Raw genomic sequence first — 18,222 nt, forward strand, 5'->3', positions numbered from 1 at the left:
GGAACTTTAGCTTTAGGTGGCGTTGCGGTAACAGCCGGACAGGTTTTAACCCCGACTCAGGCAGCGAATCTTACCTATGATCCAAGTGGCGCGTTTTCAGGAAACGATACCTTTACTTTTACAGTTACAGATAACAATGGAGCTGTTTCTACTCCGGCATTAGTAAACATTCCGGTAGGTAAATCAATTGTGAATGCAGTATCAGATCCTATAACTTCTGTTGTAGGAGTTGATAAAATTGTAAAAGTTATTAATGTATTGGATAATGATACTTTAAACAATAACCCGGTAGTACTTTCAGATGTTAATTTAAGTGTGATAACACCAGATCCAAAAGGAGTATTGACCTTAAAACCTGATGGTACTGTAGAATTAGTTCCAAGTGCACCAGCCGGAACTTATACATTGACATACGAAATTTGTGAAAAGGCAAATCCACAAAATTGTAGCCCTGCAACAGTTTCAGTTACAGTTGTGGCGCCAACAATGACCGTAACTGCAAGTAGTTATTGTTCAAATAATACACCATACGTTTCGTATAATGTTGTAGCAGATAATTTTGTTCCAACAGGATTACTAACAATTAACTGGATAGATAGCGCAAATAATGTTGTCGCTACTCAAACCAATATGCCATTAAGCGGAAATGTATTATGGCCTGGAGCAACTGTTGATGGAAATAACAAACCAACAGACTGGCCAGGATGGGTATTAGTAAACGGACAATGGATTCAAGGAAACGATGGTTTTGAATTAACAAGACCTGCTGTTACGATGCAGTTTACATTAAATCCTACTAAATCTGTTGTGGTTAATTATCCATCAGTAATATCAGGTTGTAATGCCATGCCTACATTTGGAATTCAGGCAGGAAATGAAGACGATGTAACACTTGCAGACGGACTTAATGGTTCGTTAGAAGTAGTTAACGTTTTAGATAATGATAAATTAAACGGTGTTCCGGTTAAACCAGAAGATGTTATTTTGAAAGGTTTAGATGTACCAAAAGGAATGACTTTAAATGCAGATGGAACAATTGATGTTGCGCCGGGAACTGCAGGAGGAAATTATACTGTAACATATCAAATATGTGAACTGGCAAATTCATCTAATTGTAGTACTGCAACAGTTAAGATTTTTGTAGAAGTTCCTGCTATTGCAATTGTAAAAACAGTGGTATTAAACGATAAGAATGCTAATGGATATGCAGAAGCAGGAGAAACTTTAACCTATAGTTTTACGATTACAAATACAGGAAACACCGATCTTCAGAATATTAAAGTTTCTGATCCTTTACCGGGAATTGTTATGAGTGGCGGGCCAATAAGTTTGGCGGCTGGTCAAAGTGACAGTTATTCAATTACAGGAATTTATACTTTAACTCAGGCAGATGTAAATTTCGGAAGTATTAGTAATCAGGCAACTGTATCCGGAGTGACAAAAAGCGGTATAAAAGTTTCAGATAAATCAGATTCTGATAATTTGGACGGAGATAAACCAACTATTTTAGAATTAAGTGGTTGTGTAATCAAAATCTTTAATGCCGTTTCTGTAAACGGAGATAATAAGAACGAAAGATTCTATATACAAGGTTTAGAATGTTATCCGGATAATACGGTACAGATTTATAACCGTTGGGGAGTTTTGGTATTCGAAAGAGATCACTACAATAATAATGACATAGCTTTTAGAGGTATTTCAGAAGGACGTGTGACGATTAAAGACTCAAACGGATTACCGGAAGGGACTTATTATTATATCATAAAATATAAAGATCAGCAGTCTAATCCACATCAGGAAGCGGGGTATTTATACCTAACCAAATAACATTCTGTAGAATTAAAATGGCTTAGCGAAAAGCTAAGCCATTATTTAAAAATAAAATAAATGAGAAAATTAGTTTTAGTTTTATTGTTTTGTTCGGTTGCAGGTTTTGCTCAGCAAGATGCGCAGTTTACGCAATACATGTATAATACCATTAATATAAATCCTGCTTATGCCGGTTCAAGAGGCGTTATGAGTGTTTTTGGTTTGTATCGTACACAATGGGTTGGATTAGATGGTGCGCCGGAAACCAGTAGTTTTTCAGTAAATACGCCGGTTACTAACAATGTAGGGCTTGGAGTTTCGCTGGTAAACGATAAAATTGGTCCCACAAATGAGAATAATTTATCAGCAGATTTCTCGTATTCGATCCCTACATCGGCGACAGCCAAACTTTCTTTTGGTATTAAAGGATCTGCAAATTTGTTCAAATTAGATCCTACAAAATTAACGCCCGAAGATCAGGGAGATCCACAATTTCAGGATTTTAAAAATAAATTCACACCCAATATCGGGGCTGGTATTTACTGGCATACAGATAAAGCTTATGTTGGTTTATCGGTACCTAATTTTATTCAGACCAATCGTTACGATGATAATGAAGTTTCTATTTACAAAGACCGAATTAACTACTACTTTATTGCAGGTTATGTATTCGATTTAGATCGATATGAAACAATAAAATTCAAACCGGCAATTTTAACCAAAATGGTCGAAGGTTCACCATTACAGGTTGATGCATCTGCAAACTTTATGTTTAATGAAAAATTTGTAATTGGACTTGCTTACAGATGGAGTGCTTCTATAAGTGCTTTAGCAGGATTTCAGATAACAGACAGTTTGTACATTGGTTATGCATACGATCGTGAAACAACCAAACTGGTAAATTATAATTCAGGATCGCATGAGATATTTCTGCGTTTTGAATTCTTAAATAAATATGGACGAATAACTTCACCAAGATTCTTCTAATTATGAAAATAAAAAAAATAATATATACAGCTTTCCTGTTTTCCATTACTTTTAATGGAATAGCTCAAAAAGCCGTTTTAAATAAAGCGGAAAAAGAGTATGATCAGTATGCTTATGTAGATGCTATTTCTATTTATGAAAAAGTAGCTGAAAGTGGTTTTAAGGATGAAAAAATGTTTCAGAGATTAGGAAACGCCTATTATTTTAATGCAGAACTAACAAAAGCAGTAAAATGGTATGATGCGCTGTTTTCTTTAAACAGTCAGCAAGAACCTGAATATTATTACAGATATGCTCAGGCACTAAAATCTATAGGAGACTATGCTAAATCAGACAAGATGCTTGAAGCTTTTAATGCAAAAGTTAAAACAGATACCAGGGGTGTTTTGTTTGAAAATAATAAAAACTATTTAGAGCAGATTAAAACAAATTCAGGAAGATTTGATATATCAGATGCCGGAATTAATTCGAACCAATCTGATTATGGAAGTACTGTTTTTAATAACAAATTAGTATTTGCTTCGGCACGTGATACAGGAGTTGCAAAAAGAAAAATGTTCAAATGGACCAATAAATCTTTTACAAACTTATTTGCAGCAGAATTAAAATCAGATGGAACTTTAGAAAATCCTGTTCGGTTAGAGAAAAAAATTAACTCAAAATTCAATGAATCTACACCTGTTTTTACCAAAGACGGAAAGACGATGTATTTTACAAGAAACAATTTTTTGCGTGGTAAAAAAGGAAAAGATTCCAAGAGAATTACATTACTGAAGTTGTATAAAGCCGATTTGGTCAACGATGAATGGACTAATGTTACCGCAATGCCATTTAACAGTGATCAATTTAGTATTGCGCATCCCGCTTTGAGTGTAGACGAAAAGAAACTATATTTTGCATCAGATATGCCGGGAAGTTTAGGACAATCTGATTTATACAGTGTTGTAATTAATGGAGATGGAACATTTGGCAAACCTGAAAATCTGGGTGCTGTAATTAATACCGAAGGACGTGAAACATTTCCTTTCATATCAGCAGAAAATGAACTTTATTTTGCAAGTGACGGGCGCCCTGGATTGGGAGGATTAGACATATTTGTATCAAAAATAAAAGAAGATACCAGTTTTGGTCCCGTACAAAATATTGGAGAACCAGTAAATACCAAGTTTGATGATTTCGCTTTTATAATTGACAGTAACACAAGAAGTGGATTTTTCTCATCGAACAAAGAAGGAGGAAAAGGCAATGATGATATTTATAAATTCAGAGAAACAAAAAGACTGGATTGTGAGAAAAAATTATCAGGTATTATATCAGATGCTCAGACAAATGCAGTTTTGGGTGATGCAAAAATAATTTTACTGGATGATAAATTTCAACAGATAGCAGAAGCAGTTTCAGGTGCAGACGGAACTTATACGTTTGACGTAAAATGCGATAAAACCTATCATGTCAGAGCTACAAAAAAAGATTATGAAACTCAGGAAAGCCCAATTACAATTAATGGATTAAATGACAAATCTGAAAAAGATGTCAGGTTAGAAAAGCAAATTAAAGAAATTGGAGTTGGGACAGATTTAGCTAAAACTTTAGATATACCCATTATTTATTTTGATCTGGATCAGTCATTTATTCGAAAAGAAGCCGCTTTTCAGTTAGAGAAAATTGTAGCTGTTATGAAGCAATATCCGGACATGAAAATAGATGTTCGTTCTCATACAGATAGCAGACAAACAGAACAGTATAATATGACTTTGTCGAACAAGAGAGCAAAAGCAACAATTGACTGGCTGGTTAAAAAAGGAATTTCGGCTAAAAGAATTTCAGGCAGAGGATATGGCGAAAGTCAATTGATAAACAAATGTTCTGATAATGTAAATTGTACAGAAGAAGAACACCAATTAAACAGAAGAAGTGAATTTGTAATTGTTTCCATGAAATAATTTAAATTATTATCAGGAGAAGATAAATCAGTCAGGTTTTTTTGATTTGATAAAATACAAGAATTAGCAGACAAGCTGCCTCAAATAGTTATTAAATTGTTTGGGGCAGTTTTGTTTTTACTCGTGATCACTTTTTTAACTCTTAGTATAATATTTTGATTAAAGAAAAGGCAGATCGTTACTAAAAAAATGATACAATTTAGAACAGTGATATTCAGTACTTTTTTATGACGAATGAGTAGTTTTGATGTGATAAATTTCATTTCAAAAACAAATAAAAGAGAACAAAATGGTGAATGAAAGAGTGATGGAGAAGCTGGGTATTTTGGCAGATGCAGCTAAGTATGATGTTTCATGTTCATCCGGACAAAGCAAGCGGGAAAATAAAAATAAAGGGCTGGGCGATTCTTCAGGTTACGGAATTTGTCATGCCTATACAGAAGACGGACGCTGCGTTTCGTTACTGAAAATTTTACTGACCAATCATTGTATCTTTGACTGTGCTTATTGTGTGAGCCGAAAAAGTAATGATATAAAACGTGCAGCTTTTACAGTACAGGAAGTTGTTGATCTTACCATTGGCTTTTACAGAAGAAATTACATAGAAGGATTGTTTTTAAGTTCAGGTATTTTTGATAATCCTGATTATACGATGGAACGTTTGGTTCGAATTGCCAAAAAGTTAAGATTAGAAGAGAATTTTAATGGGTATATTCATCTTAAAGCAATTCCGGGAGCAAGCGATGAATTGTTGAAAGAAGCAGGGATGTATGCTGATCGGTTAAGTGTAAATGTCGAAATGCCAACCGAGCAAAGTCTTAAATTGCTTGCGCCTGAAAAGAATCACAAAGATGTAATTAAGCCAATGGAATACCTGAAAAATGAGATTGTAGGTTATAAAGAAGAAAAAAAGCTAAACTACAAAGCTCCTCTTTTTGCTCCGGCAGGTCAAAGCACCCAAATGGTTATTGGGGCGACAAAAGAAAATGATCTCGAAATTTTAGGCATGGCCAATTATTTTTATCAGCAAATGAATATGAGAAGGGTTTATTATTCAGGATATGTGCCCATAAGTTATGATAATCGATTGCCGGCAATAGGAACTCCGGTACCCATGATTCGGGAAAATCGTTTGTATCAGGCTGATTGGTTAATTCGTTTTTACGGATTTAATGTAAATGAAATTGTAGGTTTTGATCAGCCAAATCTGGATCTCGATATTGACCCAAAACTAGGTTGGGCATTGCGAAACCTGAATCAGTTTCCTGTCGATATTAATACTGCCGATTTAGAATTGATTAAGCGCATTCCGGGAATCGGATTTTTGAGTGCAAAAAAAATTGTGGCAGCCAGACAGTTTAAGAAATTGCAACCTGAAGATCTTCGAAAATTAGGAATTGCATACAGTCGGGCAAGATATTTTTTGGCTTTTGCAATACCATTTCAAATTCAGAAAGATTTAACCTCTATCCAAATCAAAGATCATATTTTGAATTCACAAAAAAGTAAATACAAAAATGATTTCTCGAATCAACTGGCTTTATTCTAATTAAAATGACACAAATAGTTTATGATGGTACTTACGAAGGCTGGCTTACAGCAGTGTTTGAGATTTATGAGTATAAACTGAAGGATATTGTTTTTGCCAAAAAAGAAGCTTCTGCTGCTTTGCTGTTTTCTACACATCATATTGTAATTACAAATGACCTAAAAGTACAACGGGTTTTAGACGGACTCAAAAAACGTCTTTCAAGACAGGGGTTTATAAGTATTTATAATGCGTTTTTATCTGAAATTAATCAAATCGAAGAAGTCATGTTTCGTTTTGTTCAATATGTATTGTCCAGTGCACAAAATGTAGAAGACGATTATGGAAACAGCGCTGTTCTGGATTTTAAAAAAGCAGTCAGACTTACCGGAAAAGAGGCACATCGAATGGAGGCATTTGTTCGTTTTAAATTAACAAAAGACCAGCTGTATTATGCCATCATTGAACCAGATTGCGATGTTTTGCCTATTATAGAAAAACATTTCAAAAACCGTTATGCAGATCAACGCTGGCTGATTTACGATGCAAAACGTAAATATGGCGTTTATTATGATCTTGAAAACATTTCAACTGTCGAATTGCAATTTGATAACAATCCTGCTTCTTCAAAATATCTGGCAGAAATAAGCGACCAACAAGAAGAATTTTTTCAAAACCTCTGGCGACATTACTTTAAAAATGTCAATATTGAATCAAGAAAAAATACCAGGCTTCATCTTCAGCACATGCCAAAACGCTACTGGAAACATTTGACAGAAAAAATTCCGGATATGAAAAATAGAAGATAATACGAGATTACTACCTGCTTTTCTTTAAAGCATCAATTAATTCCACCATATCCACTACAGCATAAGTAGACGAATAATCAGATACCGCATAAGGCAAAATAAGACTATTGTTATGAATAATGGCTCCACAGGAATATACCACATTTGGAACATAGCCTTCTCTTTCATCTTCCAGAGGCGAAAGTAGTGGTTCTTTAAGTCTTCCAATTTCTTTAGACGGATCATCAAGATCAAATAATGAAGCCCCTATACAATAACGTCTCATAGTACCCACGCCATGAGTAATTACCAGCCATCCTTCGGTAGTCCAAAGAGGGGAACCGCAATTTCCTATTTGAGTGAATTCCCATGTATAACGTGGTTCCTGCAAAAGGATAGGAGTGTTCCATTGTGTAACCCTTTCAGAATACATGATGTAATTATTTACGCCGTCGATTCGGGCAAGCATGGCATATTTACCCTTTATTTTTCTAGGAAATAATGCCAGGTTTTTATTTTGGGCACCAACACCATGCAAAGGCATTACTCTGTACGTATAAAAATCCTCAGTAGAAATAAGTTTAGGCAATATGGCGTGACCATTGTAAGCAGTGTAAGTCGCCATTACCCGTGTAGAATTATCATCATCTACAAAACGAACAAAACGGGCATCTTCGATACCACGGCTCTCAGATTCAGATATCGGGAATATAACACGTTCAGTAATGTCAGAATCATGTTTGAATTGTAAATCATAAAAAGAATCAGCCAGCCAGATAATTTCTTCAAGTGCCGTTCTTCGTTCCTGACGAATCGAAGGATCGCTCAAAGCAGTGTTGACCATACTTTTTAAAACGGCAAATTCAAATTCGTTGGGTAAATCCTGCATTATTTGTGCAATATATTTATCCTGGGTATGCATTTCGGATAATTTCAACAAAAAACGTTCTTTATTGTACAGACTTTTATGCTCAATCTCGGCTTTGTCTATATTATGACCAATTTTCATTACCTGAAGATTATTGTCTCTATCAAGAATTCCTCGTCTAAAGACAATAGATGAAATATGACCTTCACCCGTTGCACGAAAAGAAATTATGACCCTTTTTTCGCCCGCTTCGAGTCCTGACTGATCAAAATCTTCAATAATAGAAGGATTAAAAATGGCAGCAGATTCTATAGCATACTCCATTGTGCAATAAGAACCAATAAGCATTTTTCGATCAAGTGACATCGCCTCATAATCAATTTGCATTCCTTCTATTACAGGTCTGATTTTTTCGCAATGTCTGAAAAATATAGCCGAAATATTTCTATGGCGTCTGGCGAATTCACGAAGGGTTTGTTCCAGGGTTTCTAATACCTGTTTTTCATCCAGCATCATAATACGAGTTACCATTTGTTGGGTTCTTTCGTCGCCATTTATAAAAAATCGGGCAACAACTCTTCGGGAATCAGGGGTGAATTTTATATTTTTTCGAATAACAGATACTCGCATAGTTTTTTGTTTTTAATTACAATAAAAGGAGTGCATTTTTATGTCTTAGTAAAATACCTCAACTATAATTTATCTTGTAAAGAATGTAGAAGACACTGGTTTAAAACAGTATTTTTACTGTAAATTATTTCTAATTCTATAACAAGTTAGTGATTTTGTAAACGAAAAAAAACTTAAATCTTTATTAAATTCTTTGAAGAGCTTTCTGAATAGAATTTGTTTTTACTCAAAATGAATTCAAAAACAAATAAAAAGGTCGTCTCATTGAGACAAACAAATCAAGATAAAAGTTAAAATTAGATGCTTTAGGACTAATTGCAAATAAAAACCCCTTAAACAATTTTGTTTAAGGGGTTTCGAATTTATCTATGAGTTCATCAATTTTTGTTAGTTCCAGATCCCGTTCATTTCTGTCAGGATGATAGGTTTACCATTGGTAACCACAATCGTATGTTCGTGTTGAGCCATATGACCGCCTTTGTTGCCCACCATGGTCCAGCCGTCATTGAGTTCTACTGCAAGCGATGAAGATGTTGCTATAAAAGTTTCAATAGCCACAACAGAGTCCTTCTTAAAACGTCTTTGGTCAAATCGGTTTTTATAGTTGAGTAATTCATCAGGCTGTTCGTGTAAGCTTCTGCCAATACCATGTCCGCCTAAATTTTTGATTACTTTATAACCTCTTTTTCTAGCTTCTGTTTCTATAAGATATCCTATCTCAGAAATTTTTACTCCTCCTTTTATGTTGTCTATCGCTTTTTGCAGAATATCTTTAGAGGCATCAACCAGTTTTTGGTGTCCGTTTTTATCTTCACCAATAACAAAAGAACCTCCGTTATCAGACCAAAAACCATCTAATTCTGCCGAAACATCAATATTAATTAAATCACCTTCTTTGAGGATTCTTTTATCAGATGGAATTCCGTGACAGAATTCGTTATTCACGCTGATACAAGTCCACCCCGGAAAACCATAAGTCAGATACGGAGCTGATTTTGCTCCTAAATCATTCAGAATTTTTCCGCCATAATCATCCAATTCCTTGGTTGTTATACCTGGTCGGGCAAAATTTCTCATTTCTTTCAGAGTATAAGCCACAGCCTGACTTACCTTTTTCATTCCTGTTAATTCTGATTCGTGTTGTATCGACATGATATTTGTTTTTTGTTTATCTAAAAAAAATATTTAATAGTCTTAGATTAAAGTTTTGTGTCCCGGATTAATTTTGACTTTATTCTTTATGTTTTTAAATTATATTCATTGGCAATATCTGTCCAGTCATCTCTCCAGGTATTCTCAAAATAAATTTCTGCCTTTTCCCAGTCTTCTTCATCCCATTCATCCCGTTCGTCTATTAACATTAATTTATCTGAAAGAATAGCATCAATTAAAAAAGCAAGAAACGTATCAAAATCATCTGCAATAACTGAAATGGGTTCAGGATCACCTGCTGGCAGGTACAAAATCTGACCGCTCTTTCCTTCGCTGGCAGGATCATAATCAATGCATAAAAAGTTTCCTGAACCGTCATGAGCAAACGGAACCCTTTTTACGGCATAAAGTATATTTTTAATTTTATTTTTTTGATATATAGATTCGGGTTCTCCCTGACCAGATGATATTCTGAAAAAATCCCATTGTATTTTTACATCCTCGATGCTTAAAAATCCAAATCCCGCCATTATACCCAATCTTTTTTCACCATTATAGGTTTTTAGCAAGTCGATATAAGAAACAGGTAAAGTCAGACTAATTGAGTTTTCCAGATCTAATATTTCTTTCTCATTTGCACCCTTATTCATGAAAGTATCAAAAATATCCAGCTTTGATTTAAAAGCTTCGATTAACATATGAATTAGTTTATTGCTCATGAGATCATTTTGATTTTATTAGATAAGGGCAAAGGTTATGAAGAATCTCGTTCTTCTCCCTTAATTTAATCGAAAATTCGTTTATTTTTCCTCTTCTAAATTATCAACAGCCGAAATCTGATCCAAAATATTGGTTTGATTAGGTGAGATATAGTTTTTATTCTCAATAACAGTTTCTTTCTTAAAAAGAAGATCTAATGCATTATACAGTCTTAATAAAACATCTCTGTCTTCTTTTTCAATCTCTAAAGCGGTATTAAAATTAAAAACATAATTATTGGAATTACGTACCTCTACTTTTATCGTTTTTGACGTGATTTTAAATTTGACTATATCCATATGTTTATAAATTACTTAGGTTGCAAATATTATTTTAAAGCGATTATCGCCATTATTTTATGTTTTTTTATATCCGGAGAAAGCATGTATCAAATTTAAGAGAATCAATTTTAATACAAAACATTATGTTCATTAGATGCTATTATTGATCAGTAGTAAAAAACATTTGTTAATAATGATATTATGCTTTAAAAACGTATTTTGATCTAACCAAAATGTGTTCTGGGTGAGAATAAAACGATTCAAAAGTCTCTGGTTTGGTGGTATGCTGATCTCATGATCAGTGTTATATGTCTGTTTTTTTTATGATTCCTCACAAAATCAGGAATATATTTTAAATAAAAAACCCTTAAACATTTCTGTTTAAGGGTTTTGCCTTTTGTAGCGAGGACGGGAGTTGAACCCGTGACCTCAGGGTTATGAATCCTGCGCTCTAACCAACTGAGCTACCTCGCCTGGACTGCTAGTAGGATTGTTTCCTTCATTGCGGGTGCAAAGATAGAAATATTATTAAAGCTCACAAGAATAAAATGAAGAAAAAATTATTTTTTTAAAAATGCATTGTTTTTGAACATATATTCTTATATTTCGAAAAAATTAAAAGTAGCACATGGATCCAAAAATACGTTACGAAATCGAGTTTCCCATAAATTCTTCGCCGCAATTATTATATCAATATATATCAACACCGTCAGGTTTGTCAGAATGGTTCGCAGACAATGTGAACTCAAGAGGCGAATTTTTTACTTTCATTTGGAATGACTCGCAGGAAAAAGCGCGTTTGGCTTCTAAAAAAACAGGAGAAAAAGTAAAATTTAAATGGGTTGACGAAAGCAGTAAGGATACTGAATATTTTTTCGAACTGCATATTTTAGTCGATGAATTGACAAAAGATGTGTCGTTGATGGTAGTCGATTTCGCAGAAAAAGAAGAAGTAGGAGAAGCTAAACAATTGTGGGAGAATCAGATCTCAGATCTGAAACATCTTATCGGATCAGTTTAGTAAAATTCTATTTTATGCCTTATATTTGCCCTGAACAAAATTCAGGGTTTTTTTATGATCAATTTTAACGGAAATATAGTGGTACAGGAAGAGAATATATTAACTCAAAACCGTGCCTTTTTGTATGGAGATGGTGTTTTTGAAACGCTTAAAATAGTAAATAAAAAAATCTTATTTCTAGAAGATCATTATTTTAGATTAATGGCTTCTATGCGTGTTGTTCGAATGGAAATTCCGATGAACTTTACCATGGAATATTTTGAAGAGCAAGTTTTAAATCTGGTGGATCAAAAAGGTATTTCGGCTTCAGCCAGAGCCCGAATCACAGTTTTTAGAAACGATGGAGGTTTGTATTTGCCAAAAACGAATGACGTTTCTTTTCTAATTCACGCAACATCACTGGAAAACACTTCTTATGTTTTAAATACTGCTGAGTACGAAGTCGATTTGTATAAAGACTTCTATGTTACAAAGCAGTTATTATCGTCTATTAAAACAACTAATAAGATGATCAATGTAACCGGAAGCATTTTTGCTCATGAAAATGGTCTGGCAAACTGCATTTTGGTAAATGACACCAAAAATGTGGTAGAAGCACTTCAGGGTAATTTATTCATGATTGTGGGTAAAAAAATGATTACACCGCCAATTTCTGAAGGATGTTTAAATGGTATTATGCGTAAACAAATTTTAGCTTTAGCTAAAAAACTGGAAGGCATAGAAGTTTATGAAGAAATAATTTCTCCATTCGATCTTCAAAAAGCAGACGAATTATTTTTGACCAATGTAATCACAGGGATACAGCCGATAACTAAATATCGAAAAAAAGAGTTTACCAATAATTGGGCTCAGGTATTGGTACAAAAGCTAAATGAGTCCATATCTGAAAATTAATTCAGATATGGATTTTCTGGTGCATTGGACCAAATGAGATAATCTCCGCCAAGCTCAATAATCTGCTCTTTCCAAAAATGGGTAGTAGATTTACCAATAATTTTATTTTTGTAATTATTATCAGCAATAATCCAGGAGTTGCCTTGCATTTCGCTTTCAAGCTGATTTTCGTCCCAACCAGTATAGCCTAAGAAAAAACGGATGTTGTTTTTATTGATCGATCCGTCATTAATTAAGTCCTTAGTGGATTCAAAATCTCCTCCCCAATAAATCCCATTAGAAATCTCGACGCTGTTCGGGATTAAATCCGGGATATTATGAATAAAGTACAGATTGTCCTGTTCAACCGGGCCTCCGTTATATATCTTGAAAGTGGCATCAATTTCAGGTATTAAATCATTAATAGTATATTTTAATGGTTTATTAATGATAAAACCTATTGATCCTTCCTTATTATGGTCTGCTAATAAAATTACCGATCTGTTAAAAGATAAATCTCCAATTATTGAAGGCTCGGCAATAAGCAGGTGTCCTTTTTTTAATTTTTCTGAAATCATACGGCTACAATTTTTATTAAATTTAATCATAAAATTTTTAAAATCACAAAAAAAATCGTTAAACCGCATAAAAAAACCCTCCATAAGAGGGTTTTAATTATATTATTTAGTGTAGAGAACTTTCTTACTTAGTTTACTGCACCTTCTAATTCTGCACCAGCTTTGAATTTTACTACATTTTTTGCAGCAATTTTGATAGTTTTTCCTGTTTGAGGATTTCTACCGTCTCTAGCAGCTCTCGCAGATACTGACCAAGATCCGAAACCTACTAATGAAATTCTTCCGCCTTTTTTCAAAGTAGTTCCTACATTTCCTAAAAATGACTCTAAAGCTAATTTTGCCGCAGCTTTTGTGATTCCTGCATCAGCAGCGATAGCATCGATTAATTCTGATTTGTTCATAATAATTAGTTATTAATTGTTGGTTAAAAAAAATTGTTAATACACAAATTTAGTAGGAAATCCGTTCCTTGCAAGTGTTTTCTTTAAATTTAGCAATAATTGTTGATAACTTGCTTTTTTTGTTCATAAAGCAGGTTGTTGGTCGATCAAAAATAAGTAGAAACCCCTGTTTTACTGAGGTTAATAGACCTTTGCGTCATCAGAAAAAGTTATTCCGTTTAATAATTCTGCCACCTGCATTCTCTTTTTTCCGGGTAACTGTAAACTTAAAAGCTGGATAAAGCCATTTTGTATGGCAATTTTAATTTCTTTTTTGCTGCTTAATACACTTCCAATTGCATGAGAATGTGCTTCTAAAACCAATTTTGCTTCGTATATTTTAATGTTTTGCTCTTCATTTTTATCTTTCAAAAAACACCACGCAGCCGGATACGGACTTAAACCACGAATCAGATTGTTGATTTCTTCGCCAGATTTTGTCCAGTCGATCCTGCAGTTTTCTTTGTTTAATTTGTAAGCCGTTTTAATTTCTGCATTGTCCTCCTGAATAGTAGTAGTTACATTTCCGCTTTCGATCACTTTCAAAGTATCAATAACAGTTGTGCTTCCTAAATGCATTAAACGATCATGAAGTTGTCCTGCATTTTCTGTAGGTTCAATTGCTATTTCAGAATTTAGGATCATAGCTCCTGTATCAATTTTATCATCGATAAAAAAAGTAGTCACTCCGGTTTTGGTTTCTCCATTAATAATAGCCCAGTTTATGGGTGCTGCACCGCGATAATTTGGTAATAAAGAAGCGTGCAGGTTAAATGTTCCCAAGTTTGGCATTTCCCAAACTACTTTAGGCAGCATTCTAAAAGCAACTACAATTTGTAAATTGGCATTCAAAGCTTTTAATTCAGCTAAAAAAGCTTCGTCTTTTAAATTCGTTGGTTGTAATAAAGTAAGATTGTTTGCGAGTGCATATTCTTTAACTGCTGAATATTTTATTTTTTGTCCGCGTCCTGCAGGTTTATCTGCCGCAGTAATCACGCCAACAACATCGTAATTGTTTTTGATAATGGTATCCAGAATGCCAACGGCAAATTCAGGAGTTCCCATAAATATAATTCTCAATTTTTCCATTATGATTTTAAAGTGTATTTATTATTAGGTAGTATAATGATATGATTGTTTTCCAGTAATTCCTGAAGGACCAAAATTATATCATTTGCATCTAGTTTTATTTCTGTCTGGATTTCTCTCGATGTCAAAGCTGCTGTTTTTAATAAGTGCAGAATTTTATCAGCAATCGAATCTGTTTCTGTAATTTTTCCTTTTTGTGTAATACAATAAGAACAAACACCACAATTAGAATTTGTTTCTTCTCCAAAATAAGCTAAAATCAATCGGTTTTTACATGTTTTGTTTTCCTTTATATAATGTAAAACAGATAGTAGTTGTTCTTCTTTTAATTTATTTTGTTTTTCCAGATATTTTGAAACTCTATTAATGGTTAAATCATCTTCCCGAACTTCATTAAATAAAATAGTTGCATCGTTATTTTTAGATTTGTATTCAATGATTCCTTTTTCTTTTAATTTTTCTAAAACAGCAGTAACCTGCTCTTCTGTATGGTGTGATTTTTTTGCAATAAGCGAAAGGTTAAAAGGAGTTTTCATTTCATAAACTCCCGGGTATGTTCTTAAAATCGCCAGAATAATTTCTTCTTCATTCGGATTCAGACTCATGTAGCGAATTACTTCTTTTGATTCAATTAGAAATTGTAACGTAATCTTTTCTGAAAATTCCTGAGACATTGTAATAATGCCCTGTTGATTTAAAAACTGCAAAGCATTGTATGTTTTTAAAGTAGGGAAGTCATATTTATGGCAAAAATGATTCATCTTAAAAGAAAATGATTCATCTAAACCTTCTCCGTATGCAATCTGAAAATAATTACACAATTTGACATACATTGTTTTTAGAAACTTTTTATCAGGCAAAATGCTTAAAAACTGCTGTTCAGTCTGATTTGCATCTGAGTTATTAAAAAGTAAAACTGAGAAAGCTTTTTCTCCATTTCGTCCGGCTCTTCCGGATTCCTGATAATAATTTTCGAGATTCTCCGGCAGTTGTGTGTGAATAACCGTTTTTACATTGTCTTTGTCGATTCCCATTCCAAACGCGTTTGTAGCCACAATAACCTGTGCTTGTTGTGACATCCACAATTGCATGTTTTTATCTTTTTCCTTTGTCGAAAGCCCGCCATGATAATAGGTAGCCTTAAAGCCAAGTGACTCTAATTGCGTTGAAATGTTTAAACACGATTTTCGGTTTCGTACATATATAATAGAAGGCTGCGGATTTTTTCTTAAAATTTGTTCAACACGATAGAGTTTGTCTTCAACTTCAAAAACCATATAAGCAATGTTTTTTCTTTCAAAAGACTGCTGAAAAAGTTTAGGATCTTTTAATCCTAATTCGGTTTTAATATCTTCAATAACTCTTGGAGTGGCTGTAGCAGTTAAAGCCAAAAACGGAATTTTTGGAAAATGTTTTTTAAGTTCTGAGATTTTAAGGTATGCCGGACGAAAGTCATGTCCCCATTGCGAAACACAATGTGCTTCATCAATAGCGATTAAATTTATAGGAAGGTTTTTAATACGTTCCAAAATCCATTCCGACTGAAGTCGTTCTGGCGAAAGATAAAGGAATTTGTAATTTCCGTATTGGCAATTGTCCAGAAGATCAATGATTTCTTCTGTATGAATTCCTCCGGTAAGTGCAATCGCCTTAATTCCCCTTTTCTGCAAATTCGCCACCTGATCTTTCATTAGAGCAATCAAAGGCGAAATAACGAGGCAAATACCTTCCTGCATCATGGAAGGAACCTGAAAACAAATTGATTTTCCGCCTCCTGTTGGAAGTAGTGCAAAAGTATCCTGACCGCCTAAAACCGAATCGATAATTTCTTTTTGTAACGGTCTGAAACTGTCATGTTTCCAGTATTTTAAAAGAATTTCTTGTGCTTCAGGCATAGATCGTGTTTTAAAGTTAAAAAATTTAGAAAGCAGTTTCTAGTTTTGCAACTTTAAACACATGTCTAAATTTTATCTAAGATATAAAGAATTCTGTTTTCAACTGTATCTTTAGGCACCTCAATTAAGTCATAACCGTATTTTTTATACGTTTCAACAAGATGCTTTTGTATTGTTAAAGCCTGCTCGAAATTCTCGTAACGTTCTGTGTCGCTTTCGTAAATTTCTTCCCAGGGCGGTAATATAAAAGTTTTAGAATATTTATAATCCTCACAAGCTTTGATAAAATCCTCCGGATAAGTATCGCCAATATAATCCATGTAAGCCGTAACATCAGGAATTCCGCGATCTATAAAAACTACTTCATGAGGTTCTTCCAGTGCATCTTTAAACTGTTTAATACGTCCTTTAAGGAGCATTTCGCTAAATAATAAAGGCTGTTCAAGAAACAATTGTTCAATGCCGCGTTGTTGTGCTTCGAGTGTAACTTGTCTTGAAATTTCAGGGTAACAACAGTAGCCACGAGCTACTAATTCGTTGATAAGAGTAGATTTTCCCGTTCCCGGGCCACCAATGAGAACTATGATTTGTTTTTGCACTTTCGTAAAATAAAGCGCAAATTTACCTAAAGTTATTGTATTTAAAAAGATTATTTTGGCTGAAGCGAACGATTTCGTAATTTTTGTCATCAATGTTCCTGCTGTTCGCTTCAATCTTTTGCTTTTTAAAGGAAAAAGCAAAAGGATTTTCACTGCCATCAGGGCTAAATAGGAGAGATGGTTTTGTTTTTGGAGTTATCTCAAACAGTTGTATTTCCTACAAGGTTTTTAAAACCTTACAGGAGAAAAAAAGCATTTTAGTTTATTTGCTTTTGAAAATCATCTTCAAATCAGAATATAAATAAACCCCAATAATTACTAACATCGGAATCGCAATTATAAATTTTCCATCTGGAATCATTCCAAATATAACAAGTAATATTAAAGCAAAACAAAAAGGATATGTAAATAATCGAGTTAATATTTTACCAATAGTCCATTCCTTTTCCAATTTTTCCTCAGTTTCGTTGTTAAGTATTTTGCTTTTGCTTTGCTTTGTCAATTGCTTGCTTTTTGTTGTACTATTTAGTACTTGATAAAAATCTTTTAATAGACCTTTTTTGTTATATGAATATATTTTTAGACTTAATAAGTAACTAGCAAAACTTAAAATTAGAAAAATGCTTATGCAGATTAAAAACTTTTTAAGTTGAAAATCGGTAAAAGCAGTTGAAAGAGTTGGGAAGAAAAAGAATAATGGAAATAGTAGCCTCAAAAATTTAGCAAATGGATTTAATTCGTCTGTTATCTTTATAAGTGTACCTTCTGAATCAAATTCAAAAGAAAATACAGGATAAAAACTTCCTGTAAAACCAGTACTTTTCCAAAGATTCATTTTATTTTTTTTGATATTTCCGTATGTTTTGTAATCTTTTGTAAGTGAGAATATAAAATGATCTAAAAAAGTGTTTTCTTTTTGAACTTGTATTAATTTTTGAAGATCCGACTTTGTTAATTCCATATTCAGAATAAATAAAAAAAT

General features: G+C 33.6%; 17 protein-coding genes and 1 tRNA gene. 7 read left to right on the top strand and 11 right to left on the bottom strand.

The annotated features are described in order from the left end of the window. From A4F88_RS22495 to A4F88_RS22515, 5 genes are all read left to right on the top strand, one after another. Nucleotides 1-1,827 (top strand): T9SS type B sorting domain-containing protein (locus A4F88_RS22495; protein ID WP_156062676.1); only part of this gene is annotated, 1,827 nt, incomplete at its 5' end. Nucleotides 1,828-1,887: 60 nt separating this feature from the next. Next, a complete protein-coding gene (locus A4F88_RS22500; RefSeq protein WP_068845016.1) occupies nt 1,888-2,796 on the top strand; it encodes a PorP/SprF family type IX secretion system membrane protein in 909 nt (302 codons plus the stop codon). A gap of 2 nt (nt 2,797-2,798) precedes the next feature. Continuing rightward, on the top strand, nt 2,799-4,739 hold the full coding sequence (locus tag A4F88_RS22505) for an OmpA family protein (protein WP_068845017.1): 1,941 nt from the start codon (nt 2,799-2,801) through the stop codon (nt 4,737-4,739). 289 nt (nt 4,740-5,028) lie between these two features. Continuing rightward, nucleotides 5,029-6,288, top strand: a complete 1,260-nt coding sequence (locus tag A4F88_RS22510; RefSeq protein ID WP_068845018.1) for a putative DNA modification/repair radical SAM protein — start codon at nt 5,029-5,031, stop codon at nt 6,286-6,288. Nucleotides 6,289-6,293: 5 nt separating this feature from the next. After that, complete coding sequence (locus A4F88_RS22515; protein WP_068845019.1) at nt 6,294-7,076, top strand: TIGR03915 family putative DNA repair protein; 783 nt, start codon at nt 6,294-6,296, stop codon at nt 7,074-7,076. A gap of 10 nt (nt 7,077-7,086) precedes the next feature. Here A4F88_RS22515 and A4F88_RS22520 read toward each other — a convergent pair whose 3' ends face one another. The 5 genes from A4F88_RS22520 to A4F88_RS22540 form a co-directional block, all read right to left on the bottom strand. Further along, a complete protein-coding gene (locus tag A4F88_RS22520) occupies nt 7,087-8,553 on the bottom strand; it encodes a glycoside hydrolase family 130 protein (protein ID WP_068845020.1) in 1,467 nt (488 codons plus the stop codon). Between the two features lie 387 nt (nt 8,554-8,940). After that, nucleotides 8,941-9,705, bottom strand: a complete 765-nt coding sequence (map, locus tag A4F88_RS22525; RefSeq protein ID WP_068845021.1) for a type I methionyl aminopeptidase — start codon at nt 9,703-9,705, stop codon at nt 8,941-8,943. A gap of 86 nt (nt 9,706-9,791) precedes the next feature. After that, nucleotides 9,792-10,424 carry an SMI1/KNR4 family protein gene (locus tag A4F88_RS22530; RefSeq protein ID WP_068845022.1) on the bottom strand — a complete coding sequence of 211 codons (633 nt, stop codon included), beginning with the start codon at nt 10,422-10,424 and terminating at the stop codon, nt 9,792-9,794. A gap of 81 nt (nt 10,425-10,505) precedes the next feature. Next, nucleotides 10,506-10,763: a hypothetical protein gene (locus A4F88_RS22535; RefSeq protein WP_068845023.1), complete on the bottom strand. Its 258-nt coding sequence runs from the start codon at nt 10,761-10,763 to the stop codon at nt 10,506-10,508. Nucleotides 10,764-11,145: 382 nt separating this feature from the next. Continuing rightward, a tRNA-Met gene (locus tag A4F88_RS22540) sits at nt 11,146-11,219 on the bottom strand. Between the two features lie 154 nt (nt 11,220-11,373). On the opposite strand from A4F88_RS22540, the gene A4F88_RS22545 reads away from it, so the two are divergent. After that, entirely contained in the window at nt 11,374-11,766 is a 393-nt protein-coding gene (locus A4F88_RS22545; protein WP_026984135.1) for an START-like domain-containing protein, read from the top strand. 54 nt (nt 11,767-11,820) lie between these two features. Further along, a complete protein-coding gene (locus A4F88_RS22550; protein ID WP_068845024.1) occupies nt 11,821-12,660 on the top strand; it encodes an aminotransferase class IV in 840 nt (279 codons plus the stop codon). On the opposite strand, the gene A4F88_RS22555 is transcribed toward A4F88_RS22550, so the two are convergent. The 6 genes from A4F88_RS22555 to A4F88_RS22580 form a co-directional block, all read right to left on the bottom strand. Then, nucleotides 12,657-13,217 (bottom strand): YqgE/AlgH family protein, encoded by a 561-nt coding sequence (locus tag A4F88_RS22555; RefSeq protein WP_068845244.1) that lies wholly within the window; start codon nt 13,215-13,217, stop codon nt 12,657-12,659. The genes A4F88_RS22550 and A4F88_RS22555 overlap by 4 nt on opposite strands. A gap of 128 nt (nt 13,218-13,345) precedes the next feature. Beyond that, nucleotides 13,346-13,618: an HU family DNA-binding protein gene (locus A4F88_RS22560; RefSeq protein WP_012022249.1), complete on the bottom strand. Its 273-nt coding sequence runs from the start codon at nt 13,616-13,618 to the stop codon at nt 13,346-13,348. A 180-nt stretch (nt 13,619-13,798) separates the two neighbouring features. After that, entirely contained in the window at nt 13,799-14,746 is a 948-nt protein-coding gene (gene fmt / locus A4F88_RS22565; protein WP_068845025.1) for a methionyl-tRNA formyltransferase, read from the bottom strand. After that, nucleotides 14,746-16,641, bottom strand: coding sequence for a RecQ family ATP-dependent DNA helicase (locus tag A4F88_RS22570; protein ID WP_068845026.1), 1,896 nt, complete (start codon nt 16,639-16,641; stop codon nt 14,746-14,748). The genes fmt and A4F88_RS22570 overlap by 1 nt, the downstream gene beginning before the upstream one ends. A gap of 65 nt (nt 16,642-16,706) precedes the next feature. Continuing rightward, complete coding sequence (locus A4F88_RS22575) at nt 16,707-17,240, bottom strand: AAA family ATPase (RefSeq protein ID WP_068845246.1); 534 nt, start codon at nt 17,238-17,240, stop codon at nt 16,707-16,709. 262 nt (nt 17,241-17,502) lie between these two features. Beyond that, complete coding sequence (locus A4F88_RS22580) at nt 17,503-18,201, bottom strand: hypothetical protein (protein ID WP_068845027.1); 699 nt, start codon at nt 18,199-18,201, stop codon at nt 17,503-17,505. Nucleotides 18,202-18,222: the final 21 nt, after the last annotated feature.

It is taken from the genome of Flavobacterium chilense, from assembly GCF_001602525.1.
GTDB classification, from domain to species: Bacteria; Bacteroidota; Bacteroidia; order Flavobacteriales; family Flavobacteriaceae; genus Flavobacterium; species Flavobacterium chilense.